This is a genomic window from Austwickia sp. TVS 96-490-7B (assembly GCF_019331795.1).
Classification (GTDB): Bacteria; Actinomycetota; Actinomycetes; order Actinomycetales; family Dermatophilaceae; genus Austwickia.
Genome location: NZ_JAHPZL010000007.1, coordinates 302,385 through 327,186, shown reverse-complemented (window position 1 = coordinate 327,186; position 24,802 = coordinate 302,385). Strand labels below are relative to the sequence as shown.

Annotated in this window: 16 protein-coding genes and 2 tRNA genes; 5 read left to right on the top strand and 13 right to left on the bottom strand. The window is 63.6% G+C overall.

Annotated features, from left to right (window positions below; all coding sequences use genetic code 11):
- Positions 1 to 452: 452 nt before the first annotated feature.
- Together leuD and leuC are read right to left on the bottom strand one after the other, a co-directional pair.
- A complete protein-coding gene (gene leuD / locus KEM60_RS09625) occupies positions 453 to 1,061 on the bottom strand; it encodes a 3-isopropylmalate dehydratase small subunit (RefSeq protein ID WP_219107290.1) in 609 nt (202 codons plus the stop codon).
- Positions 1,062 to 1,160: 99 nt separating this feature from the next.
- Positions 1,161 to 2,555: a 3-isopropylmalate dehydratase large subunit gene (leuC, locus tag KEM60_RS09620; protein WP_219107289.1), complete on the bottom strand. Its 1,395-nt coding sequence runs from the start codon at positions 2,553 to 2,555 to the stop codon at positions 1,161 to 1,163.
- 197 nt (positions 2,556 to 2,752) lie between these two features.
- On the opposite strand from leuC, the gene KEM60_RS09615 reads away from it, so the two are divergent.
- Positions 2,753 to 3,511 (top strand): IclR family transcriptional regulator, encoded by a 759-nt coding sequence (locus KEM60_RS09615; protein ID WP_219107288.1) that lies wholly within the window; start codon positions 2,753 to 2,755, stop codon positions 3,509 to 3,511.
- A 154-nt stretch (positions 3,512 to 3,665) separates the two neighbouring features.
- Here KEM60_RS09615 and KEM60_RS09610 read toward each other — a convergent pair.
- Together KEM60_RS09610 and KEM60_RS09605 are read right to left on the bottom strand one after the other, a co-directional pair.
- Positions 3,666 to 3,741, bottom strand: a tRNA-Glu gene (locus KEM60_RS09610).
- A 130-nt stretch (positions 3,742 to 3,871) separates the two neighbouring features.
- Positions 3,872 to 3,946, bottom strand: a tRNA-Gln gene (locus KEM60_RS09605).
- 325 nt (positions 3,947 to 4,271) lie between these two features.
- On the opposite strand from KEM60_RS09605, the gene KEM60_RS09600 reads away from it, so the two are divergent.
- The gene (locus KEM60_RS09600; protein WP_219107287.1) at positions 4,272 to 5,969 is read left to right on the top strand and encodes a glutamine--tRNA ligase/YqeY domain fusion protein; all 1,698 of its coding nucleotides are present in this window, start codon (positions 4,272 to 4,274) and stop codon (positions 5,967 to 5,969) included.
- Between the two features lie 56 nt (positions 5,970 to 6,025).
- Here the strand turns inward: KEM60_RS09600 and gltX are convergent, their stop codons facing one another.
- The 4 genes from gltX to KEM60_RS09580 form a co-directional block, all read right to left on the bottom strand.
- The gene (gene gltX / locus KEM60_RS09595) at positions 6,026 to 7,573 is read right to left on the bottom strand and encodes a glutamate--tRNA ligase (protein ID WP_219107286.1); all 1,548 of its coding nucleotides are present in this window, start codon (positions 7,571 to 7,573) and stop codon (positions 6,026 to 6,028) included.
- 36 nt (positions 7,574 to 7,609) lie between these two features.
- A complete protein-coding gene (locus KEM60_RS09590; RefSeq protein WP_219107285.1) occupies positions 7,610 to 8,389 on the bottom strand; it encodes a fumarylacetoacetate hydrolase family protein in 780 nt (259 codons plus the stop codon).
- 98 nt (positions 8,390 to 8,487) lie between these two features.
- Positions 8,488 to 10,851, bottom strand: coding sequence for a xanthine dehydrogenase molybdopterin binding subunit (xdhB, locus tag KEM60_RS09585; RefSeq protein WP_219107284.1), 2,364 nt, complete (start codon positions 10,849 to 10,851; stop codon positions 8,488 to 8,490).
- On the bottom strand, positions 10,848 to 12,314 hold the full coding sequence (locus KEM60_RS09580; protein ID WP_219107283.1) for a xanthine dehydrogenase small subunit: 1,467 nt from the start codon (positions 12,312 to 12,314) through the stop codon (positions 10,848 to 10,850). Before KEM60_RS09580 ends, xdhB begins: the two co-directional genes overlap by 4 nt.
- 195 nt (positions 12,315 to 12,509) lie before the next feature.
- On the opposite strand from KEM60_RS09580, the gene KEM60_RS09575 reads away from it, so the two are divergent.
- On the top strand, positions 12,510 to 13,382 hold the full coding sequence (locus tag KEM60_RS09575; RefSeq protein ID WP_219107282.1) for a 3-methyladenine DNA glycosylase: 873 nt from the start codon (positions 12,510 to 12,512) through the stop codon (positions 13,380 to 13,382).
- A 71-nt stretch (positions 13,383 to 13,453) separates the two neighbouring features.
- Here KEM60_RS09575 and KEM60_RS09570 read toward each other — a convergent pair whose 3' ends face one another.
- The 3 genes from KEM60_RS09570 to eccCa all read right to left on the bottom strand — a co-directional run bounded on the left by KEM60_RS09570 (position 13,454) and on the right by eccCa (position 19,895).
- A complete protein-coding gene (locus tag KEM60_RS09570) occupies positions 13,454 to 14,557 on the bottom strand; it encodes a branched-chain amino acid aminotransferase (RefSeq protein ID WP_219107281.1) in 1,104 nt (367 codons plus the stop codon).
- Positions 14,558 to 14,716: 159 nt separating this feature from the next.
- Positions 14,717 to 15,787 carry a 3-isopropylmalate dehydrogenase gene (locus KEM60_RS09565; protein WP_219107280.1) on the bottom strand — a complete coding sequence of 357 codons (1,071 nt, stop codon included), beginning with the start codon at positions 15,785 to 15,787 and terminating at the stop codon, positions 14,717 to 14,719.
- Between the two features lie 127 nt (positions 15,788 to 15,914).
- Entirely contained in the window at positions 15,915 to 19,895 is a 3,981-nt protein-coding gene (gene eccCa / locus KEM60_RS09560) for a type VII secretion protein EccCa (RefSeq protein WP_219107279.1), read from the bottom strand.
- Between the two features lie 150 nt (positions 19,896 to 20,045).
- Between eccCa and eccD the strand changes: the two genes are divergently transcribed.
- Both eccD and mycP read left to right on the top strand, forming a co-directional pair.
- Entirely contained in the window at positions 20,046 to 21,356 is a 1,311-nt protein-coding gene (gene eccD, locus KEM60_RS09555; RefSeq protein ID WP_219107278.1) for a type VII secretion integral membrane protein EccD, read from the top strand.
- A gap of 8 nt (positions 21,357 to 21,364) precedes the next feature.
- Positions 21,365 to 22,681, top strand: coding sequence for a type VII secretion-associated serine protease mycosin (gene mycP / locus KEM60_RS09550; RefSeq protein WP_219107277.1), 1,317 nt, complete (start codon positions 21,365 to 21,367; stop codon positions 22,679 to 22,681).
- Between the two features lie 64 nt (positions 22,682 to 22,745).
- Here mycP and KEM60_RS09545 read toward each other — a convergent pair whose 3' ends face one another.
- Both KEM60_RS09545 and KEM60_RS09540 read right to left on the bottom strand, forming a co-directional pair.
- The gene (locus KEM60_RS09545) at positions 22,746 to 23,432 is read right to left on the bottom strand and encodes a hypothetical protein (RefSeq protein WP_219107276.1); all 687 of its coding nucleotides are present in this window, start codon (positions 23,430 to 23,432) and stop codon (positions 22,746 to 22,748) included.
- Complete coding sequence (locus KEM60_RS09540; RefSeq protein WP_219107275.1) at positions 23,432 to 24,769, bottom strand: type VII secretion protein EccE; 1,338 nt, start codon at positions 24,767 to 24,769, stop codon at positions 23,432 to 23,434. Before KEM60_RS09540 ends, KEM60_RS09545 begins: the two co-directional genes overlap by 1 nt.
- Positions 24,770 to 24,802: the final 33 nt, after the last annotated feature.

Genomic DNA, 24,802 nt, shown 5'->3' with positions numbered 1-24,802 from the left:
CTCCAGAGATGTGGCCCGACCGGCATGCCGATCACGCTGCTGTGGCAAGAGCACCGTGCCCCCCCACGTCCATGTGCACGTCACCGGTCGAGCAATGAGGGACCCTGCCGGTGGCGTTCCGTTGACGGTTCTCTGCCGGGCGGGACCGACGTAGGGTCGCTACGCCTGGCCACACCCACAGAGGACTGTGTCGTCCTGTACTTCTGGTGACCCGTCCAAATACAGAGGAGTCGCCCCCCTTATCGGCCGAGGTCGCAAGAACCACAGTGGAACCCGGCTGATCACCACCGACAGGGTCGACGACGATCGCAAGGTCAGACTCGAATCTGTGGCATCTGCGCTGCTCACGTCGTTTTGGGCAGCACATCAACCACCCACGGGACGCCTTTGGCCGTGATGATCCCGAGCGGTGTTGCGCGGCTCAGGATCTCATGAAAACAACGATGCTCCTCTCACCTCTCGACCGAGCGGACCCCCTGAACGACCGGTCGGAAGGCAGGTCGGAGCGCTTCGAAGGCCTCAATGCGGTCCTGGTGTTGCAGGGTCAGGGCGATGTCGTCGAGTCCTTCCAACAGCCGCCACCGGACGTGGTCATCAACCTGGAAGGGCACGGTGATTTCTGCGCAATTGATCTCGCGCGCAATCAGATCAACGGTGACTTCCAACCCAGGGCGTTGCTCCACGGCGGCCATCAGACGCTCGCCATCGGCAGCGCTAACGTGAGCGGCAAGGAGACCGGCTTTGCCCGAGTTGCCCCGGAAAATATCGGCAAAACGCGGACTGATCACCACCCGAAATCCGTGATCCTGCAAGGCCCACACTGCGTGTTCTCGGGAACTGCCCGTCCCAAAGTCAGAACCGGCGATGAGGACCGAGGCCGCCGCATAGGCGGGCTTGTTGAGAACGAAGTCCGGTTCGGTGCGCCACGCCGCGAACAGGCCGTCCTCGAAACCGGTGCGGGTGACCCGTTTGAGGTACGAGGCGGGGATGATCTGGTCGGTGTCCACATTGCTGCGGCGCAGTGGCGCTGCAATTCCGGTGTGGGTGGTGAACTTCTCCACAGCGTCCTCCTCGGACAGGGTCGCATCTGCGGGAAACCGCCGGATCGGGTACGGCGGGTCGGTGATAGCTGGTCGGGCGGTCTATCGGGGCGCTGCTGGTCAGTCCAGGTCGGCGGGTGCGGCGAGCCGCCCGAGGACAGCAGTGGCTGCGGCAACCTGCGGGCCGACCAGGTGGGTACGCCCCTTCGGGCCCTGTCGACCCTCGAAGTTGCGGTTGGACGTCGAGGCACTGCGCTGTCCGGGAGCAAGCTGGTCCGGGTTCATGCCCAGACACAGAGAACATCCAGGCAGCCGCCATTGCCCACCAGCCGCGAGGATGGTCTCGTGCAAGCCTTCCGCTTCAGCTTGCGCCCGAACCTGGGCCGACCCAGGGACCACGAGTAATTGCGTCTGAGGCGCAACCTGTCGCCCGTGGAGGATGTCGGCGACAAGACGGAGGTCTTCGATCCGCCCATTGGTGCAAGAGCCCACAAAGACCGTGTCAATGGTGATGTCACGCAAAGCTGTGCCTGGAGTCAGTCCCATGTAGTCCAAGGCGGCTCGGGCAGCGGCTGCCTCCTGAGGCTCTGCGATCCGGTCTGGATCTGGAACCACCGCATCTAGCGAAGCCCCTTGAGCAGGATTGGTTCCCCAGGTCACATAGGGGGTGAGCGTGGACACATCGAGATGGACTTCACGGTCGTACGTTGCCCCGGGGTCGCTAGCGAGGCTTCGCCACGAAGCTATCGCCGCATCCCAGGCCGCACCGACCGGGGCATGGGGACGACCGCGCAGATAAGCGAAGGTGGTCTCGTCGGGGGCGATCATGCCGGCCCGCGCCCCAGCCTCGATGCTCATATTGCAGATCGTCATCCGGGCTTCCATCGACATGGACTCCACCGCACCACCACGGTATTCCAGGACGTATCCCTGCCCTCCCCCGGTACCGATCTTGGCGATGACAGCAAGAATGATGTCCTTGCTGGTCACTGCCTCAGGAATGACACCTTCAAGATGAATCGCCATGGTCTTGAATGGGGCCAGTGGCAGCGTTTGAGTCGCCATGACATGTTCGACCTCGCTGGTCCCGATCCCGAATGCCAGCGCCCCAAATGCGCCATGGGTGGAGGTGTGACTATCGCCACAGACGATGGTCATCCCCGGTTGAGTCAGGCCAAGTTCGGGGCTGATGATGTGCACGATCCCCTGGTGAGGGTCACCCATCGGAAAGAGCTGGACACCGAATTCTGCGCAATTCGCCCGCAGGGTCTCCACTTGAACCTTGCTGGTGGGATCCGCAATTGGGCCAGGAAGAGTGGGGACATTGTGATCCTCGGTGGCCACAGTGAGATCCGGACGGCGCAGGCGGCGTCCGGATAAACGCAATCCGTCGAAGGCCTGCGGACTGGTGACCTCGTGCAGAAGATGCAGGTCGATGTAAAGCAGGTCAGGTTCGCCGCTGGCAGAGCGGACCACATGGTCAGCCCACACCTTCTGGGCAAGGGTCGCGGGCACCGTCTGCCCTGGTGGCGAGGCCACAACCGTGGATGTGCCGGGAGGAATCATGGAGCCCATCGCACTTCCCCTATCTTGAGACGATCGTCTCAGTATTCAACACGGAGCCCGTGCCACCCACTTTGCGACCCAAGCCAGCTCGCGTTCAAGATGTGGTGGGCTTGCGTCTCAGGACGTGGGACCGCCACACTGGCACCATGGAAAGTTCCAGTGGGGTCGGAGTCCTAGACAAAGCCGCTATCGTGCTTGGCGCACTTGAAGCCGGGCCGTCGACGCTGGCACAACTGGTTGCCAGTACCGGACTGGCGCGACCCACAGCCCATCGTCTGGCCGTCGCGCTGGAGCATCACCGCCTGGTCTCTCGCGACATGCAAGGACGATTCATCCTCGGTCCGAGATTGGCCGAGCTGGCCTCAGCGGCCGGCGAAGACCGGCTGCTGGCTGCGGCTGGCGCGGTCCTGGGAGCATTGCGTGACCACACCCATGAATCGGCGCAGCTCTTCCGTCGACAAGGAGACATGCGCATCTGTGTCGCAGCAGCCGAGCGACCCATGGGGCTACGGGACTCAATCCCTGTAGGCGCCACGCTGTCCATGCTCGCCGGTTCGGCCGCACAGGTACTGCTTGCTTGGGAAGAGCCCGACCGCCTCCACCGAGGCCTGCAAGGCGCCGAGTTCACCGCGACCACCCTTTCCGGGGTACGCCGCCGAGGTTGGGCGCAGAGCGTCGGTGAACGAGAGCCAGGTGTCGCCTCGGTGTCTGCCCCCGTGCGTAACCCCGCAGGCCGAGTCATCGCAGCCGTCTCCATCTCCGGCCCGATAGAACGCATCTCACGACAGCCTGGGCGACTTCATGCCGCCACCGTGGTTGCGGGAGCCAACAAACTCACTGAAGTCCTCGCCCGGGCGCACGCCCAGCAGCAGGCGGCACAGGAAGCGGCCGCAGCCCGCCGCTGACCGCAATGGCGATGCCCTAGGCGACAAGGCAGCCGGGGCATCGCCAGCCCAGGCACACTGATATGGCCCGCCACTCAGCAGGAATGTGGCGTCAAGAAATATCTTTTCAGAGGGCACAAAAAAGACCCCCTAATTAATTAGGGGGTCTTTTTCATGGTAGCCCCGACCGGATTCGAACCGGCGCTACCGCCTTGAGAGGGCGGCGTGCTAGGCCACTACACAACGGGGCCATCTACCACTTTTTTGAGTGATCATGTTGCCGAGGCAACAGGAAAAACCTTACCTTTTAGAGGAGATTTTTCCTAATCGGCATCGTGGTTATGAACTCCACGTGGCAGCCGATCACCACCTTGCGGTGGTTGGCTGGGGTACCAGGACTCGAACCTAGACTAACTGAACCAGAATCAGTCGTGCTGCCAATTACACCATACCCCATAGAGCATCACACCCTGCCCATGGTGATCATGAGCGGCGTGTGATCCGGAAAAGAACTCTAGCCGGATGAGGTCGTCTTACCCAAATCAGGGTGGCCACTGGACTTTCGGCAGGCCATTGCGCTCCGGGAGAAGGCCACCGCATCCGCCGTCACTCCTGTCGTCCACTGACCCCCATACTTAAGCCACTCCCCCCGCCTTCTCGCCCGCGGCTGCCCGGGCTGCACCATCCGCCATGAAGATTCACTCCCGGGATCACTGACCATGCCCCTCAGCTGCGACCAGGCGGGCAACGGTCAACAACGCAGGCAGTAGACTTCTGGCCCATGAGCGAGACAGGGGCCCCGGCAGGCGATTTCGTTCGCGAGCAGATCCGTCGCGACAACCAGGCCCAGACCTTCGGTGGTCGCGTCCAAACCCGGTTCCCTCCTGAACCGAACGGCTACCTGCACATTGGGCACGCCAAGGCGATCTGCGCCGACTTCGGTATTGCCCAGGAGTTCGGCGGCTCCTGCTTCCTGCGGTTTGACGACACCAACCCCGACACCGAGGACACCGAGTACGTCGACTCCATCATCCAAGACATTAGTTGGCTTGGTTTTCCCCCACCGCAACCGGTGCTCTTCGCCTCTGACTACTTCGAACAGCTCTACACCTGGGCCGAATACCTGATCCAACAGGGCAAGGCGTACGTCGATGATCAGGACCCCGAAACCATCTCCGCGCAACGCGGAGGTTTTGGCAAGCCAGGCATTGACAGTCCCTATCGGGATCGTTCCGTCGAAGAGAACCTCGATCTCTTCCGTCAGATGCGCCACGGCGCGTTCCCTGATGGGTCCCGTGTGCTGCGCGCCAAGATCGATATGCAGCACGAGAACATGCAGATGCGTGACCCGATCATGTATCGCATCCGGCATGCTCATCACCACCGCACCGGCGACACATGGTGTCTTTACCCGACGTACGACTGGGCCCACGGCCAATCCGACGCCATCGAAGGTGTGACCCACTCGCTGTGCACCCTGGAGTTCGACAGCCATCGTCCCTTGTACGACTGGTTCCTCGCGCAGCTCCCGTTGGAGGGCCCGGCACCTCGGCAGACCGAGTTCGCACGCCTCGCCGTCACCTACCTGATCACCAGTAAGCGCACCATGCTGCAGTTAGTCACCAGCGGAACCGTCGATGGATGGGATGACCCGCGCATGCCTACTGTCGCGGGGATGCGGCGTCGCGGCTATCCCGCCCCAGCGATCCGGGACTTCTGCTCATATGTGGGGCTGACTCGCACCAACAGTCGCCACGACATCGAGCTACTCGAGTCCTTCGTCCGCCGGGAACTCAACACCAGCAGCCAACGCAGGATGGCCGTGCTTCGACCTCTCAAGCTGGTGCTCGAAGGATGGCCACGTCAGGCCGATGGCAGCCCGGTGGTCGAGTGGTTTGAGGTCGCTAACAACCCCGAAAACGAGGCTGATGGCGTCCGACAGGTCCCGTTCACCGGTGAACTATGGATCGAACAGGACGACTTCGCCGAGGTTCCCCCGCCGAAATTCTTCCGGCTCTCCCCCGGACGCGAAGTTCGACTTCGGGGGGCCTACCTAGTCACCTGCACCGAGGTCATCAAGGATGACGAGGGACAGGTTGTTGAAGTGCGCGCGTCGTACGATCCGGACTCCCGTGGCGGGACCGCCCCTGATGGGCGAAAAGTGAAATCGACCATGCATTGGGTGTCCGCCCCCCATGCGGCTGACGCGTCAGTGGCTCTCTACGAACGACTCTTCACCCACCCGATCCCTGGCGAGCGCACGGGGAACGTGATGGATGACATCGACCCACACAGCAAGATCGTGCTCACCGAGTGCAAGGCTGAACCCGCCTTGGCTGAGACCGCACCTGGCGTAGTGGTCCAGTTTGAGCGGCTCGGTTATTTCGCCTTGGATCCGCAGCAGCCCCTGCTGTTCCACCGCACGGTGGGTTTGAAGGACGAATGGGCGGCGATCCAGAAAAAGGCTCAACGCGCCTGACCTTCCGCGCTGACCCGCAGGGCGGCCCTGCGGGTCAGCGGAAAGCTCCTAGCCGATCAGCACGTCGTGCGCAGCGCCTGCAACCGGCGGAGGGTGGCTCCTCGGCCGAGTACCTCCATCGATTCAAACAGCGGTGGAGATACCCGCCGCCCGGACACCGCTACCCGTAGCGGGCCGAAGGCGAATTTTGGCTTGAGTCCTAGCCCAGTGACCAGCGCCGCACGCAGTGTTTCTTCGATGCGGTCATGAGTCCAGCTGCCCTGCACCTGGCCCAGATCTACGTTCTCGTCGTCGGGGAGGGCCGTCAATGCCTCGATCGCAGCGTCGAGCACTCCGGCGGGGTCCGGGGCGTTCTTGGCTGTCAGCGACGCGCGTGCGTCGTCCTCGACTACTAGGTCTGCATCGGGCACGAAGAACGGTCGGAGTTGGTCCGGAGCATCGGCCAGTGTCACCAGTCGGGGTTGGATGAGGGCGGCGAGGCTCTTCAGTCGAGCTACCTCACCCAGGCTGGGTGAGGGCCCGAAGAGACCGTCAGCCTGAAGGTAGGGAATCAGCCTGGCGGTGAGTTCTTCGACGCTCAGATCCCGCACATACATGCCGTTGAGCCAGTCCAGTTTACCCAGGTCGAAGATCGGGCCCACTGGGTTGACTTTGGACCAATCAAAGTCACGGCTGAATTCATCGAGAGAGAAGATTTCTACGTCCTTGCCGTCGGCATCCTTGGCCGGCGGGTAAGCCAGCAGCGCCAGGAAGTTCACCAAAGCTTCTGGCAAATAGCCACGCTCACGAAACCAGGTCAATCGGGCGGCTGGGTTCTTCCGTTTGGAAATCTTGGATTTGTCGGTATTGCGCAACAACGGCATGTGCGCAAACACCGGCGGGGTGAGACCCAACCAGCGATACAGCAACAGATGTTTCGGGGTGGAGCTGATCCATTCCTCGCCCCGCACCACATGAGTGACGCCCATCTCGTGATCATCGACCACGACCGCCAGGTGATACGTCGGGAAACCATCCGCCTTGAGGATCACCTGATCGTCTGGTCGCGGCGCCTGGACCGTCCCTCGGATCAGATCAGTGAAGGTCAACGGGACCTCATCTGGAATCAGCATCCGCACGACCGGTGTCTCCTGGAAGCCAGGAAGTGTGGCGCGTTCCTCGCGAGTCATTCCATAACACAGCCGGTCATACCCCGTCACTGGCGACTTAGAACGTTGCTGCTCCTCCCGCATCGCAGACAATCGCTCCGGGCTACACCAGCAGTGGTATGCATGCCCCTGCGCGATCAGCTTCTCGACGTACGGCTGGTACGTCGTCAACCGCTCGCTCTGTCGGTATGGCGCGAACGGACCGCCCCGATCCGGTCCCTCGTCCCAGTCCAAGCCCAGCCACGACAAGGTGTCATACAACTGCTGCTCCGAATCGGCCCGGAACCGGGTCCGATCGGTGTCCTCCACCCGCAGCAGGAAAACCCCCTGCTGTTGTCGAGCGAAGGCCAGGTTGAACAAGGCCATGTACGCCGTCCCCACATGGGGATCACCGGTCGGCGACGGCGCCACACGAAGACGAGGGACCACAGGACTGGAGAAGGATGCGCTGCTCATGATGACTCCCAGCCTAGCGACCCCCACCACACCTGCTCAGCGACGGACAAACGGATTAGCCAAGGTGCCGATCCCTTCGATATCCACCTCAACGCGCTGACCCGCAGCCACCGGCCCTACGCCCTGCGGAGTTCCAGTCAAAATCACGTCACCAGGCAACAACGTAAAGGCCCGAGAGACGTACGAGACGATCTGCGCTACTGAATGCACCATCGACGCCGTCGTATCCTCTTGGACGGTCCGCCCCTCCAGGCGCGTGCGGAGTTCAAGGTCAGCCGGGTCCACTTCCGTTTCGATCCACGGCCCCAACGGACAGAAGGTGTCGCATCCCTTGGCCCGCGCCCACTGCCCGTCTCCGGCCTGCAGATCCCGAGCAGTCACGTCGTTAGCGCAGGTATACCCGAAGATCACCGCAGGCACCTGATCCACCGGGACGTCCTTACACATCCGGCCTATCACGACGGCCAGCTCTCCCTCATAGTGCACCTCATGGGCAAAATCAGGGATCACGACCGGATCGTCCGGACCACACACCGCGGTGTTGGGCACCAGGAACAACAACGGCTCGCTCGGCGCCTGCGCCCCCATCTCAGCGGCGTGCGCCACATAATTGCGTCCCACCCCGATGACTTTGCTCCGGGGGATCACCGGAGCCAACAAACGCACCTGCGACAACTCATGCCGCACCCCCGTGGCCGTCACCTTCGAATACAGCGGGTCGCCACCCACTTGGGCAATCCACGTGGGCTCACCGTCCTCACTCATCACCACGCCGTACGAAGGTTCATCGTCGACGACATATCGGGCGATCTTCATGGGCTTTCCTCCTCCGACCGGCGCAGGCACGCCAGCCATCGCTGTCCGTCCAGCACGTTAGTCGAACCTTCCGCCCACGCAGACGCACCCACGGTCGCTCAGCAGGTCACCACCGCCGCGCGCCGAGCCTGAGATAGCGCCTCAAAGGTGGCCTCCGGGGTCGCTGGCAACGCCAGCGGCTGATCCCGACCCAACGGCCCAAACGCTGCACACGCCTGCCGGATCGCCTCCCGTACGCTGATCGCCAAGGTCAACGGCGGTTCACCGATCGCTTTCGATCCATACACCACTCCGGTCTCCGTGGCGCGGTCCACCAACTCCACCGTGAACTGTTCCGGAAGGTCACCGATGCTGGGCACCTTGTAGATGCTCAACCCCGCGGACGCCAACCTGCCCCGCCCCGGCCCGTCGCTCTCGTCCCAGCACAACCGCTCCATGGTCATCCACCCCATCCCCTGAATAAACCCACCTTCGATCTGCCCACGATCAATCAACGGAGACAATGAATCACCCACGTCATGCAGGATGTCCACCCGCAGCACCCGACAGGCCCCGGTGAATCCATCCACTTCCACCTCCGAACACGCCGCGCCATAACTGAAATATTTGAACGGCGACCCCGTCATCGTGTTCTGATCCCAGTGCAAACCCTCCGTGCGATAAAAACCCGCCGCCCACAACTGGACCCGCTGCAGATAGGCCTGCCCCACCACGTCGGCGAAGGACAACTCTCGATGGTCGGTGCCCGTCAAGGAGACCCGCCCCTGCCTGAACTGCACACTCGCCGACGGCACCAGAGCCGCATCGTCACCCGCCAACAGGCGCGCCGCCACCGGCGCTAATCGCTCCCGAATCTGATCACAGGCGTCTTTGACCGCAGCACCATTCAAATCCGCACCACTGGACGCCGCGGTCGCCGACGTGTTCGGCACCTTGTCCGTTCGGGTAGGAGCGAGACGCACCGCCGTCAACGGCACCCCCAACGCTGACGCGGCGATCTGCACCATCTTGGTGTGCAGCCCCTGACCCATCTCACAGCCACCATGGCTGATCAACACCGACCCGTCCCGATAGACCTGGACCAGCGCACCGGCCTGATTGAACGGGGTGAAATTAAACGAAATCCCAAACTTCTGAGGGGTCATTGCCAATGCTCGTCGGCGGTGCGGATGAGAGGCGTTGAACTCCTCAATCTGCCGGGACCTCTCCGCATATGCGCAGCGCTGCGCTAATTGGTCCCAGATGTCCCGCATACGTTCTGGATGACGCACCAGTTGCCCGTAGGGGGTGCACTGCCCCTCGGCGTACATGTTGCGCCGACGCAGCGCCTCCGGGGACCACCCCAACTGTGGAGCGCACCGACCCATCACATCCTCGATGAGGATCATCCCCTGCGGGCCGCCGAAGCCACGGAAGGCTGTCTGCGAGGTCTTATGGGTCTGCACGATCTGCCCGGTCACCTCCACATGCGGCAGAAAGTAGGCGTTATCCACATGGCACAACGCCCGCGCTAGCACTGGCTCCGACAGATCCAAACTCCATCCGCCGTCAGCAGTCATCGTGGCCACCACAGCGACCACGTGCCCCTCGTTATCGAACCCTGCCGTCCACTCGGCCAAGAATGGATGCCGTTTCCCCGTCATCGACATATCCAACTGGCGATCCAACCGGACCTGGACGGCCCGTCCGGTCAGCACCGCCCCCAAAGCTGCCACCGCGGCATAACCATGCGGCTGGAATTCCTTGCCGCCAAATCCCCCACCCATCCGCAGACATTGCACCGTGATCGCGTGCGATGGCAGACCCAACACATGCGCAGCGATCTCCTGCGTCTCGGTCGGATGTTGCGTGCTGGAATGGATCAGCACCTGACCAGACTCATCGACCACGGCCACGGCAACCTGGGTCTCGAGATAGATGTGCTCCTGCCCGCCGATCTCGGTCCGCCCAGAGAAGACATGGGCTGCGCTGGCCAGGGCTTCGTGCGGATCGCCCCGACGTAACACCGGTCGGCCCCCCAGAAAACTCTGTGCTGCCAGCGCCTCCTCAATGGTGACCACCGCAGGCAATGGTTCAACCTCGACCACCACCCGGCGAGCAGCCTGACGAGCCTGCTGTCGGCTCTCCGCCAGCACCCAGGCCACGCATTGCCCGTAAAACATCACTTCAGAGGGAAACAATGGCTCGTCATGACGGACCCCGGAGTCGTTGACTCCCGGAACGTCCGCTGCGGTCAAGACTCGGACCACGCCGGGACTGGCCAGCGCTGCGGACAGCTCCATCCGGATCACTCGGGCATGCGCCTGGTTCACCTGTACGGGGTAGGCGTGCAGCATCCCCGGGAACCGACCACTCATGTCGTCGGTAAATAACGCTGTCCCGGTGACATGACCCATGGCGTCGATATGGGTGACGGGCAACCCCACGGGGCCACCCTCGGGGCGCTCGGCCAGGTCACTCACCGGGCCACCTCCTGTTCGGTCAGATCGGCTTCCAACCGCAGCAACGACTGTTCCAGCATCGCCACTCGGTACGCCGCCGAGGCTCGTACGTCGCTCATCGGGGTGCCGGTGGCGGCGAGGATCGCGGCAGCATGTCGCACGGTTTCCGGTGTCCAGTCCCGGCCGATTAATGCTTCTTCACAGGCCAGAGCACGTAATGGGGTGGCTGCAATCCCGCCGAGGCCGATGGTCACCGCCCGGACGATGTCTGGCCCTGCCCCTTCGCCCGGAGCCGGACCAATATCCAGAGCAAAGGCCACCGCCACACTGGAGATATCGTCCTGCCGCCGGTGCGCGATTTTGTGGAAGGCGACCTGCGGGGCCAATGGCAGCGGTATCCGAATAGCGCGGATCAACTCATCGGGTCGTCGTACTGTCTGGCGATACCCGGTGAAGTACGACGCCAGATCAACCTCCCGGTCAATCGGTTCACGGCCCGGATCATCACGATCGAGGCTGCTCAATACCACGCGTGCCCGCAAAGCTAGCAACGCTGGTGCACAGTCCCCGATGGGAGAAGCTGTGCCGAGGTTGCCGCCGATGGTCGCGGAGCGGCGTACCAGCGGGCTAGCGAATTGAGGGAATAGCGCATCCAGGAGCGGGACTGCGCCGTTCAAGCCACGGGACACCTCATCGATGGTCAAAGCGGCCCCGATCTCTATGTGATCAGTGCCCACCCGCAGAGTCCGTAGCTCCGGGAGCGCGTCTACCGCAACCAGGCACGCGGGCCGTTCATCACGCACGTTTCGAGCGACCGCCAGATCAGTCCCCCCAGCCAACGGGACCGCCCCAGCACGAGACCCCAACAGGTGCAGAGCCTCGGCCAACGAAGCCGGCCGGACCAGTTCCCCGTCTGGACCATCCACCCAGGTCGGACGGGCAGGGTTGGTCAACCGACGCAGTCGCGCAATCCAGATATCGTCGGGTTCTGGAAAGCCCATCGAGCGGGCAGCCTCCACGATGGGCCGGTATCCGGTGCAGCGGCAGAGGTTGCCACTCAGAGCGTGCAGATCCACGCCATTGGCATGGTGGTGCTGTCCAGCACTGCGGTCAGGTCGGTAATACTCACCGGCAAGACTGGTGACGAATCCTGGTGTGCAAAAACCGCACTGGCTGGCACCACCACGAGCCATGGCATCGTGGACTGGGTGGGGACGCTCAGGGTCGCCCAGCCCAGCTGTGGTGACCACCTCCGTGCCGTCCAGCGCCGCGATATAGGTCAGGCAGGCGTTGATCGCCTCCAAGCGACTGCCTCGCCCATCCGGTCGGACCCTCAGAACGGCACAGGCCCCGCACTCGCCCTCGGCGCACCCTTCCTTCACCTGGATGAGGCCCGTGTCGCGGAGCCATTCCAACAGAGTGGTGTGTGGGCCGACCTCGGCGTGGTGCGTGATGCCGTCGACAGTGATCTGGAGTTGCGTCATCGATCCTCCACCATGTCCGCTGCCGCTGCCGGACGGCCGACGAACCGCCCAGCGCATGGTTGTCACCCCACCGGGGCGGACCGCCGGTTATCCATGCCAACGACGATCCACGGAACTGTCCTGACAGTATGGCTGACTCCGCGTGAAGTTCAAGACGAATGGACCAACACGGCACCAGCAGTAGGCTGACCTGTCGTGGATGAGCTCGGGTACGACGACTGGCGCTCCCGCGAGCGCGACCACCATCAGAGAGTGGACGCCCTGACCGCTGGGCATCTCGACCGCAGGAACCACGGCCGTCACCACCCCGTCGAAGACTTCTTGTGGGTCTACTACACGCTTCGTCCCGGGCAGTTACGACGCTGGCACCCCGGAGCCGGAACTCTTCTCCTCGATGACCACGCCCCACGTGGACGTCGCACCTGGCGTCATTACCACCACGATGATCAGGGCACCAGTGTTGACGTGGAGAGCTTCCGGCGTGATCGCGCCGATCTCCTGCACCGCATCCACGGCCTGCTCACCGCGACCGCCGCGCGGCCAGGTCGATTCAGCTGTTACTGCCTCCACGAATGGGCCATGGTCTATCACGCTGACCCCAGCACTCGGCGTCATGAGCAGTTGCCGTTACGGCTCGGTCGAGAAGGCACCGACGCCGTGGTCGATGCCGCTACGCTGCGGTGCAGTCACGTCGACGCCTACCGTTTTTTCACCCCGGCAGCCCGAGACCTCAACACGCTGCACCCCAGCCGAGACACCCAGATTGACCACGAACAACCCGGCTGCCTGCACGCCACCATGGACCTCTACCAATGGGCCTATCGGCTTGCCCCGGCCATCCCCAGCAGCCTGACCTTGGACTGCCTCGACCTCGCCCACGACGCACGGCGCCTGGACATGGCCGGATCGCCGTACGACGTACGCGCCTGGGGCATCCAGCCCATCCTGGTGGAAACCGACGAGGGGCGCGCCGCCTTCGCTTCCGCGCAGCAGGACATCGCTCGCCGCGGCGCTGAGCTTCGCGCCCGGCTCATCCGCGCCTGCGATGCGCTGCTCACGGTGAGCTGAGCTAGATCGGCCAGCAGGATCTCGTCGGGAGGAGGCCATGCTGGCCTGCCTCCCGACACCTGCCTCCGGTCTTAAACCAGGCGCGTCATCCAGCCTCGGGTGTCTTCCACTCGCCCGTACTGGATGTCCAGCAGCATGCTGCGCAGTCGGGCTGTGACCTCGCCCATCTCATCGCCGGCCCCGGCTGGACGGTGATCACACGAACCGCCTTCCCAGCGCAACTCACCGACTGGCGTGATGACGGCAGCGGTGCCGCAGGCGAAAATCTCGGTGATCTCCCCTGACGCAGCGCCGTCCTTCCACTCTTGGATGGCGATTCGGCGTTCCTGGGGGGTCAAGCCCATCTCTGCGGCCAACTCCAAGATAGAGCGGCGAGTCACCCCAGGGAGGATGCTGCCGGTCAACTCCGGGGTCACGATTCGCCCGTCTCGATACACCAGGAACAGGTTCATGCCACCGAGTTCTTCGATGTACTCATGGGTCGCCGAATCCAGGAACACAGCCTGGTCACAGTGGTTTTGGATGCCTTCCAGCTGCCCCGCCAACGAGCTGGCGTAGTTACCACCGCATTTCGCGGCGCCGGTCCCGCCGGCACCGGCGCGCGCATACTGCGTGGAGACCCACAGGTTGACTGGAGTGACGCCGCGGGAGAAATAGGCACCCGCTGGAGACGCGATCACGGCGTACGTGACCTCATGAGAGGGGCGCACCCCCAGGAAAGCCTCGGAGGCATACATGAACGGTCGCAGGTACAAGCTGGTCTCACCAGTGCCGTACGCCGGAACCCAGGCCTGATCCGCCGCAACTAGGGCCCGCAATGAGGTCAGGAAATCCTCGACCGGCAACGGCGGTAACGCCAACCGTTGCGCGCTGTGCTGTAGCCGTTCCCCGTTGGCTTCTGGCCGGAAGGTCCACACCGACCCGTCCTCGTGCCGGTATGCCTTCAACCCTTCAAAGACCTCTTGGGCGTAGTGCAGCACCGCAGCGGCAGGATCAATCTGGAGTGGACCGTAGGGCTCGATCCGGGCATCGTGCCAGCCCTCCGCTACGGTCCACCGGGCGACCGCCATGTGGTCGGTGAAATGTTTGCCGAACCCGGGGTTCGCCAAGATCGCTGCCCGGTCGCTCTCGCCGGTGGCAACGGCCCCTGCGCGCAGGGGGAAGGTCAACGTCATGTCGTCATTCCTCACGGATGCTCGGACGAGGCGGCGACCGCCGTCGACGTCCTGAAAATGTCCTTGCACGGACCGGTCTGTGTGGCACCTTACTCGCGGGCCACTGCTGGGTTCAGCGGTTCGACATATGTCGCTGACCTGAGCGAACCACGCAGTCGTTCAAGCCAATCGCTCAGCGATCGATGCACCGATCTGCGCAGTGGTGCGAGGCTCGGTCAGGCTTGCTCGAACGGCCAGGTCGGCAGCCACCGCAGCTTCCACCCGTGCCGCGGCATCGGCGTACCCCAGCTCCGCCAACATCAACCCGGCGGACAAGATGGCGGCCGTGGGATCGGCTTTGTGCTGCCCTGCGATATCCGGAGCAGACCCGTGGACCGGTTCAAACATGCCTGGGGTGCCTTGTCCCGGACTGAGATTGGCGCTAGCGGCTAGACCGATCCCCCCGACGATCGCACCGGCAAGATCGGTGATGATGTCTCCGAAAAGGTTGTCAGTGACGATCACGTCGAAGCGGCCCGGATCGGCGACCATCGCAATGGTCGCCGCATCGACATGGAGATAGTCACAGCTCACCTCAGGGAACTGCGACCCTACGTCCGCTACCGTACGCCGCCACAGATCCCCGGCGAAGGTGAGCACATTGTGCTTGTGCACCAAGGTCAGTGTCTGACGAGGTCGGGACCGGGCCACCTCGAAGGCATACCGCACCACACGTTCCACCCCGAAGCGAGTATTCACTCCGGTCTCAGTCGCTACTTCCGCGGGAGTGCCCACCCGAAGCGCCCCGCCATTGCCGACGTATGGCCCTTCAGTGCCCTCTCGGACGACCACGAGGTCGATGCCGTGCGGCGCCACCCGCTGGTGGTCCAACGGTCCGGTGACGCCGGGATAGAGCCGGGCGGGACGTAGGTTGACGTAATGGTCCAGTCCGAATCGCAGAGCGAGGAGGAGCTGACGCTCAAGAATGCCGCTGGGCACTGTCGGGTCGCCGACGGCTCCGAGGAGAATCGCGTCGTGATGCCGCAACTCGGTCAATACTCCGGGCGGGAGCGCTTCTCCGGTGGCATGCCACCGACGCGCCCCTAGGTCATAGTCGGTCACGTTGATTCGTGGGCCGTCGCATCCGCTGAGCGCCTCGAGCACTATTCGTGCCTGATCAACCACTTCGGGGCCGATCCCATCCCCGGGGATACAGGCCAGGTCGATGCTGCGCATACCCTGTGGGTCCATAGTCGCGACGGTACCGCCCCGTCTTACCAATTGGGACCACCATCCCATATTTCAGAATCGCCTGAGATACCAGACGGGGCCGATCAATGGAGGTGAAACGTCCATCGACCGGCCCCATCAGCTTCGATCACCGGGAACTCGTCGTGCCCTCTGGCGCTGCTGTGTGAGGGTCTCGGGCTATCTGCACCAGCCCCGAACCTCGCCGAGTCACCAAATAACCTCGCCCATTTGACTGTCCAGGCTGGGGCTTGATCGCCGCCAACAAAGGCCCCTCGTCGCGGCTACCTCCGCCCACAAATCCGGGCGTCCCCAGATCCCGCATCCGCTGGATCACCGGGTCATACAACGACCGACCAGCGCCACCGCTCCGGCGAACAATCACCATATGCAGGCCTACGTCCTTGCCCTGCGCCAACAACTCCACCAACGGATGCAGCGGGTTGTCCATCGTCGCAACCAGGTCATAGTCATCAACCAAGATGAAGGCCTCCGGACCAGACCACCAGCTCCGATCACGCAACTGATCGGTCGTCACATCCGGGCCAGGAAGTCGACTGCGCAACAAGGCACCCAAGTCGCTCACCAACGGCCGCAAGGTATCTGCACTGGTCGCATACCCCGCCAAGTACTCCGGCGGGACGTGTCCCAGCATCGTGCGCCGATAATCCACGACCAAGAGCCGCACCTCTTTGGTGCTGCGGGAAGCCATCAATCCCGAAGCCACCACCCGCAAGAAGTTGGTCTTGCCCGATTCCTCGTCGGCGAAATAGAGGAAATGCGGATCGCTGTCGAAGTTGAGCAGCACCGGAGCCAGCGCCTCCTCGTTGATCCCCATCGGGATCCATCGAGCCGCGACCTTCGACTGGTCCACTTGCTGCTGCAACTCGCTGGCTGGCAGGTCGTTGGGCAACATCCGCACCGCGGGGGCCTGCGGCCCTCGCCACGCCCCGGACAACTCCCGCGCCATGTGGGAGAAACCCATCGGCAAACTGGACGGATCACCCTGAGAATCAATCCGCGGCAAGGCAAACAGGAAATGACGTTTGTACGGCGTCACACCGCGACCAGGTCGACTGACGGGCACCCCTTGCGCAAGTTTCCGGTCCACCTCCGATTCCTGCGGATCTCCCAGACGCAGCTCAAGACGCGTCCCCAAGACGTCTTTGAGTGCTGGCCGGATATCAGCCCACCGTCCTGTTCCGAGGATCACGTGCAAGCCATAGGCGAGCCCCTGAGTGGCCAATTGCGTGACCTTGGCTTCCAGCTCCTCAAACTCCTGCCGGAACACCCCCCACCCGTCGATCACGAGGAAGACGTCGCCGAAGGCATCCCCCTCTCCCGTTGCGTGCCGGGCACGATAGTCGGCCATCGACTCGACTCCGGTGGCGTGGAAAAGTCGCTCCCGGCTCTCAATGATCCCGGACATCTCGGCCAAGGTTCGCCGAATGCGATCCGGGTCAGCCTTCGGCGCAACGCTGCCCACATGGGGCAGATCCACCGCTGAAGCCAACGAGCCACCACCCAAGTCGATCACATAGATCTGCACCTCAGTGGGGGTGTGAGTGAGTGCCAATCCAGCGATCAGCGTCCTCAGCGCAGTGCTCTTACCGCTACGAGGACCACCGACGATGGCGACATGTCCCGCCGCCCCGGACAAGTCCAGCACGTAGGGATCACGACGCTGTTCGTAGGGGAGGTCGACCACGCCGACAGGCAACCGGAGACGGCCAGCGCCGGGCCACCCACCCGGGGTGACACCCCGTTCGGGGTCGTCCACCAATGGCGGCAACAGCATGTCCAAGGTAGGGGGCTCATCCAAGGGTGGCAGCCACACTTCGTGCGCCGGGTCGCCATGACCCGCAAGGCGCCCCACCACCGTGTCCAGCACCGACTCCATCGAGTCCTCATCGACCTCGACGACCGGCGCCTCCTCCACGACGTCAGCCTGCGGCAACGTACCCACGACGTCGGAGACGAAGGTCATGGGGGACAGTTGACCGAGAACCGCCCTCGCCTCAGCGCGTTCACGTGCCCCGGTATACGGACCCGAGACGTACGACGCCTTGAAACGAACCATCGTGGTGGTGTCGAACTTCAAGTACCCCGACCCAGGGATAGACGGCAGCTCATAAGCGTCAGCCACCCCCAGCACGGTGCGCGACTCCGCAGCGGAGAACGTCTTCAGACCAATGCGGTAAGACAGGTGGCTGTCCAAACCTCGCAGCCGGTTTTCTTCCAGGCGTTGGCTGGCCAGGAGCAGGTGGATGCCCAAGCTTCGACCCAACCGTCCGATCGCGACGAACAGTTCAGCGAAGTCCGGTTTCTGGGTCAGCATTTCAGAGAACTCATCGCAGATCACGAGCAGCGATGGCAACGGTGACAACGGGGCACCCTTGCTCCGGGCCCGCTCATAGTCACGAATATTCGCGAAGTTACCGGCATCTCGCAGCAGCTCCTGCCGCCGATTCATCTCACCGGAGAGTGCGTCGTACATGCGGTCAACCATGGCCAGATCGTCGGCAAGGTTGGTGATCACCGCCGCGGTGTGCGGCAACCCCTGCAATCCGGCGAAGGTAGCGCCACCTTTGAAGTCGATGAGGATCAGGTTGAGTTTGTCCGGCGAATGGCTAATCGCCAGGGCCAAGACCAAGGTCCGCAACAGCTCCGACTTACCAGAACCAGTAGCTCCAATGACCAACCCGTGGGGGCCCATCCCGCCCTGCGCGGACTCCTTAAGGTCCAGTTCGACGATCTCACCGGACGGACCCAAGCCGATAGGCACCCGCAAGAGGTCTCGGCTGGACCGAGGTTTCCACGCGGCGTCGGGTTCGATCAGAGCGGGGTCACCCACGCCAAGCATGTCCACCAGTTCAGCGGACACCTGAGTGGTCTCGGCGCCGTCCACGACAACCCCATCACCGAGCCGGTACGCCGCCATCCGTCGGGCAGTGGCCACGGCCTGAGCCAAGCTAATCCCATCCGGAACACCGAGGGACTCGGCATGTTCCCGCCCGGCGACCGATAACCGATCCCCGTCAATGGTGAGGTTCAACCCGCGACGGCCCACCCCGCTTGCCAGCGCCCCAGACAGGTCGAGCAGGGTCACCCCAGATAGACCTGTCGTGACAAACGACCCCTCGTCGAGGGTGACGTGACCTCCATCAATGACGATGAGGATGTGTCGCTGGTCCGGTTCCTCTTCTTCTTGGCGGCTGAATCGGGGACGGGAGGCCAGCTCATCACTGAGCCAGTGATCGATCTCCCCCAATGAGGACGACACCATCCGCAGCGACCCCAAGCTATCGGTCAGCCGGTCGTGTTGATTGTGCGGCAGCCATTTCAACCAATCCCAAGAGGCCCGAGCTGACCCGTCTACGGCGGCGGCCACCGCCAAGGTGTCCGGTCCATGGAAGGTCACCAGTTGCAAAACGATCGCCCGAGCCAGGGCTCGGGCCTGTTCCCGGTCACCAGCGATTCCCACAGCGGGGTAGGCCCGCAGGCGCGCGGAGACTGGGAGCCCATCGACGAGAGAGTGGGTACGCACAAATTGGCGCAACGCGACGGAACCGACCGGATCCAGCTCCTCCAAGGGGCCGGTCTGTGGAGCCCGCAGTCGTTGAGCGAGCCGTTGGGCTCCGACACCGATGCGGACCACGAGGGCGTCGTCGTCGTAACTGCGCCGTTCCCACATCCGCCTAGTCCCGACATAGGACCAGAGCAACTCCGGATGCGGGTGAGACCAAGCGAGTGCTTCCCGCTGGGCCTGCTTGGCTTTCTCGACCTGGGTGCGTTGACCATCAAGATAGGCCAGGTAGTCGTATCGGTCGGTGGTGAGCTGAGCTTTACCCCCGTTTTGCCCACGGTTGGACCCGATCATGCCCAGCGTCATCATGAGCATCATCGCGCCCATCATCAGCGAGGCAGGGTTCATCCCGCCGATCACGATGAACCCGACGACCATGAGCAACATCGCTCCAGGCATCAAGTAGGTCATCACGTTGACCGGCGCCGTTCGGGGAATATCCGGGGGTGATTCGACATGGATCTCCCCGGTGGGCATCTCCGGCGGCATCAAACGCGCTCGCCGGGCGAAGATCCTTGTACTCATGATTTCCGCGCCTTCCGGTCCTGTGTTCGGCCCCCGACAGGACCTTTGCCATAATGCCAGGTGACCACCCTGTGCCTGAAAGGCACTCGTCACCGCCCAGGGGATGCCATGACGACAGCCGCTTCACAAGTGCAGTCCAGGATCACGATCGTGGCTCCACGGACCCGCATTGACGTGGCCCTCCCACTCGACCTGACCGTTGGCGAGCTGCTTCCGGCCGTGTTGGAGATGGTAGGGGAACGAGAGGATCCGGGCACCGCACATGACGGGTGGGTGCTGGAGTTTGAGGATGGCCGTCGGATTGACAGCTCCCGCACCTTGCGCTCCCTCTCGGTGCTTGACGGGACATTGCTGCAGGTCAAGCCGCGCGGTGAGGTCACTTTGCCGGTGGTGTATGACGACGTCATTGACGCCATCGCCACGACAGTGCGAGACAGGCAAGATGAGCGGCCGATCCGATCGGTGACTGGTTCAGCGGTCGCTGGCACCATGCTGATTCTCAGCGCTCTGGTGCTCTTCTATCGAGGCCACCAAGTCGGCAACGCCGTCCTCGTGTTGGCCACCACCATCCTGACGTTGATCGCTGCGATCGCCATCTCCCGGGCCGGTGAGAAGCTGCTGGGGGTGACGTTGGCGACGGCCGGTGCGGTTCATGCCCTGGTGTGCGGTGTGGTCCTGATCCCTGGAAGCTACGGGTACCCCGGGGCTCTGCTGGGTTTCATGCTGGCAGTGGCGTATGTCGCCTGTTGTCTTCCGTTGATCCCTGCAGCAGTCGTGCCCTTATCAGCGGTAGGGATGTCGGCAATGATCGGCGCGCTGGGCGCCTTGGCAGGAGTATTGCTGCACGCTACGCCGCCCCAGGTGGCGGCTGGCGCTGGCTGCGCGGCCGTGGCCTCCTTGTCGGTGTTGCCCTGGGCAGTACTGCGGCTAGCTCAGTTACCCATGCCCGTGATTCCCCGAGACGCTGACGACATGCCAGACATTGATCGTGGTCTGGGCATCCCGGAGACCGTACGCCGAGCGGCCACGGCCCATGATTATTTCAATGGCCTGTCCATTGGAGCCGGGATCGCCGCTGGCTTGAGCACAGCTTTATTGATCAGCGCCCCGGGAACGGTGGCCCGCTGCCTGGGTGTGTTAATCGTGGCCATTCTGGTGATGCGGATCCGCCACGTCGGGCATCGCACCGCGCGGCTTGCCTTAGTGATCATGGCTTTAGTCGGGCTGGCCATCGGGGTCGTCCTGGCAGTCACGACGCAGAAGGATGCGCCGGTCACCGCGCTCTTCGCGGGGTTGTTTGTGGCAGGAGTCGCAGCGGTCGCTTCAACGATGCTGCCTCAGGCCGAAGCCAACCCCGTCACGGCTCGGGCTTTGGACCTTCTGGACGGTCTCCTCATCGTGGCATTGGTCCCACTGGCGGCAGGCGCGATGGATCTGTACACCATCGTTCGCCATCTGTGAGGAGCATCATGGTGCCCCGTCACCGGCCCACCGTCCTCCTCAGCGCCACAGCGTTGACGGCTCTGAGCGGCATCGGCCTCACTGGGCCACTGGCAGACCCACTATCAGCCCCCGCCGCCAGAGCTGAGGGCGTCTACCAGCAAAGCTCAGCTTGCATCTCTGACCTGCCAGCACCCACCACCGTCTCCGCGGGCGTGTCTTGGGCACAACAACAGCTGCGCTACTCCGAGCTCTGGCCCTTGGCGACGGGCAAAGGCGTCACTGTTGCCGTCATCGACAGTGGGGTCACCCCGGGATCAGCGTTTGGGGACCGCCTCATCGGTGGTGGGGATTTGATCATCCCGGCCGAGAAGGGGCTGCGCGACTGTGATGGTCACGGCACCCTCGTCGCCGGGATCATCGCGGGCGCCACCGACTCAGCAACCGGTTTTTCGGGAGTTGCCCCGGGAGCGACAATCTTGTCGATCCGACAGGCCAGTCAGGCCTATCGTCCCGCTTCTGGGAACGGCCCCCCGGGTGCCGGCACCCCCCAGTCCTTGGCGGCAGCGGTCGATTCCGCGGTGGCCCAGGGAGCAAAAGTGATCAACATCTCAGAAGCCGAGTGTGGCAACGCGGGCACGGTCGACGATCCACGACTCACCGCCGCCGTGACTGCTGCCCTTGACCGCAATGTCGTCGTCGTAGCTTCAGCGGGCAACCTCGGTGGCGAAGGCGCCTGCCGGGACCAAAACACCCCAGGTAAACCAGCGGTTACCGGGGCTACTCCCGCTGACATCCCCGGGGTCATCGCCGTGGGCGCAGTCGATCAACAAGGCAGCCCGGCGCCATTCTCTTTGGCTGGCCCCTGGGTGGGAATGGCCGCACCTGGCGTGGAGATCATCTCGACCAACCCCTACCCCGGCCGCGGAGGCCAGGTCAGCACATTAGTCACCACACGAGGGGTGCAAAAGATCCAAGGGACCAGTTTCTCGGCACCATATGTCGCTGGAGTGGCGGCGCTGGTCCGGGAGCGCTACCCCCAGCTGACCGCCCGTCAGGTTGCTGCCCGCATCCTGGAGACGGCAGCGGGCCAGCGCGGGCCTGGCGGCCGTAACGACTTCACCGGGCACGGCCTGCTCGATCCGCGGGCAGCGTTGACCGCCGTACGGCCGCAGGAGCAGGGCGACGCACCCGCTCCGCGCCCAGCACCCACAGCCATGGAGCGCATGCCTCGGCAAGCTTCTGTAGCAACCGGCACGGTCCCGGCCTTGGTAGCGACCGGAATCATCACGGCCGGGCTGGTCGTGACCCGGATCGTGATGTCGGTACGCCGCCGACGTAGCTAACCCACATCATTCATCCCAGGGCGACTCTCTCGATCGTTCTCCCCCGGGATGCCCCATGGCCCGGTCAGCTTCCTGAAAGCAGGCCGTATTCCACGTGGGTCAGATTGATATGCACCGGATAGGCCTGACCTCGATGGACCGCCATCACATCGCCATCCCGCAATCCGGCGAAGACCCCACCCATCGATTCGGGCAGACGCAATGTCTCCACCGTGGCAGCAAGATCCGTCAGCTCAGGGCGCCCAATCAAGGCCACATCGACCGAATCCAGGAGCGTCTGGGCCATGGGGTCGGCTTTACCCAGAATATGCACGGAGGTGTGCCAGGGCACCCGACTCACCGAGGCCTCGCCATGACCACGAACGTGGTCAAACGCGATCAGTAGTGGACCGTCCAATCCCGTCGTGATCGGTGGCGCATCTGCCGGTGACGTGTGCAGGAATGGCTCCGGACCCCCGATCTGACCGGCCAACACCTCCCATGGCGCCGGTCGACTGGTGACGACCACCACATCCGCACCGAGGGCAGCAGCCCGCAGACACAGCGCGGTAGCCACCCATGGAGCGCCGACCACCGCGATCCTCGTCGGAGTCGGCCCCACCAATTGCAACGACACCGGCTCCCCGGACGTCGTCACCGCAAACGGAGCCGCCGAGGAGACTCGGGCGCCAAGTCGGTCCAAGACAGGTTCAGAAAGCCGGAAATCTTGCGCCAGGGACGGCCCCGACAGATGACTTGTCTGCTGATCCATCACAGCGCACCCACCCCTGCCGTGGCCCGCAGACCGAAGATCTGGTCACCGTCCATCGCTCGCAGTCGCAAGCCATGACGAGAAGCCACCGACAACATTTCACTGACCGTCTGACCGAGTTGATGTTCACTCCGAGCAGTAGCTCGCACCGTAATCCGGCCAATCGCCGGGTTGCCCTTCGTTGGGACGAGAACATCGACAGCGGTGACAAGACCATGCGCCGGTACACCCACCAGCGCTCCCGGATCAGCCTCGGCTCGCCAACCCACCGCGGTGAATGTGCGGTGATACACCTTGTGAGACGCAACATGGCGCCAGCTTTCCGACCACGATGTCACCGGCTCAACAGCCCGAACCGGCTCCATCAATAGCCGGTCAATGGTGTGCGCTACCTCGTCGCCATCCAGCACAGCCACCTCCACCCCACGGCCAGAGCAGATCACCCGCACGATGTCCAGCACCACGGCCAAGACCCGGGCGACACCGGTTTCCCCTCCGCCGCGCACCTGCACCGCCCGATGCGCTACCTGCGGGTCGAACGACAGGAACAACAGAAGGTCATGGGAACCAGGGGCCCCGGTCAAGTCGTCAGTGGTCAGTTCATCAATGAGGTCGGACAGCAGCGGCGACATCGCCGTACGGGAACGACCAGAAGAAGCCTGCACGATCCGGACAGTCAAGGAGGGGATCTCGCAGTGTTGCAACCGGCGACACAAATCCCGCAACGGCAGTGCGATCGACCCGGACGGCCCATACACCTCACTAAAAGCGCGCAGCCGCACCACCGCACCCCACCGCCCCGCATGCCGATAGGCCCCGAACGCCCGACCGGGGCGGTCGAAAGCCGTGACGATCGTGAGATCGTCCTGGAACAACGTCCGCAGATGCCCAGGGACGGCGTCCTCCCCCACTGGCAGATCCAGGTCGTCCTCGTCGTCATACGCCATGGGGGCAATCCGCTCGGGCAGCTCTCTGTCTTGAGGCACCGCCAACACTCGTGACCGACTGCGGAACGCAGCCCGATGGGCCATCCTCGCCCCCAACGAGCTGCCCCGCACCCTGATCATCACCACCAACCCGGTGAGCGCCAACAGAGCCCCTGCGCCGTAGCGCCACCACAAAGACCCAGCAAAGGCGATCAATAAGCCTCCGCAAAGCACCAGTTCGATCCCCACGATCACCGAGACCGGAAGCGGGCCCAACCGCAAACCTCGACGCAGCGGCTGCACTGTCACCGGTTCGGGGATGTGCCCTTCCTCACGCCGACGCGGCCCGGGACGCCCCGCGCTGACCTGTCCGTACGACGTGCCGGTCCTCGGCCCAGTCCACGTCACCATGTCGGCGCCCGACGTTCGTCGTGCGCGCGGGCT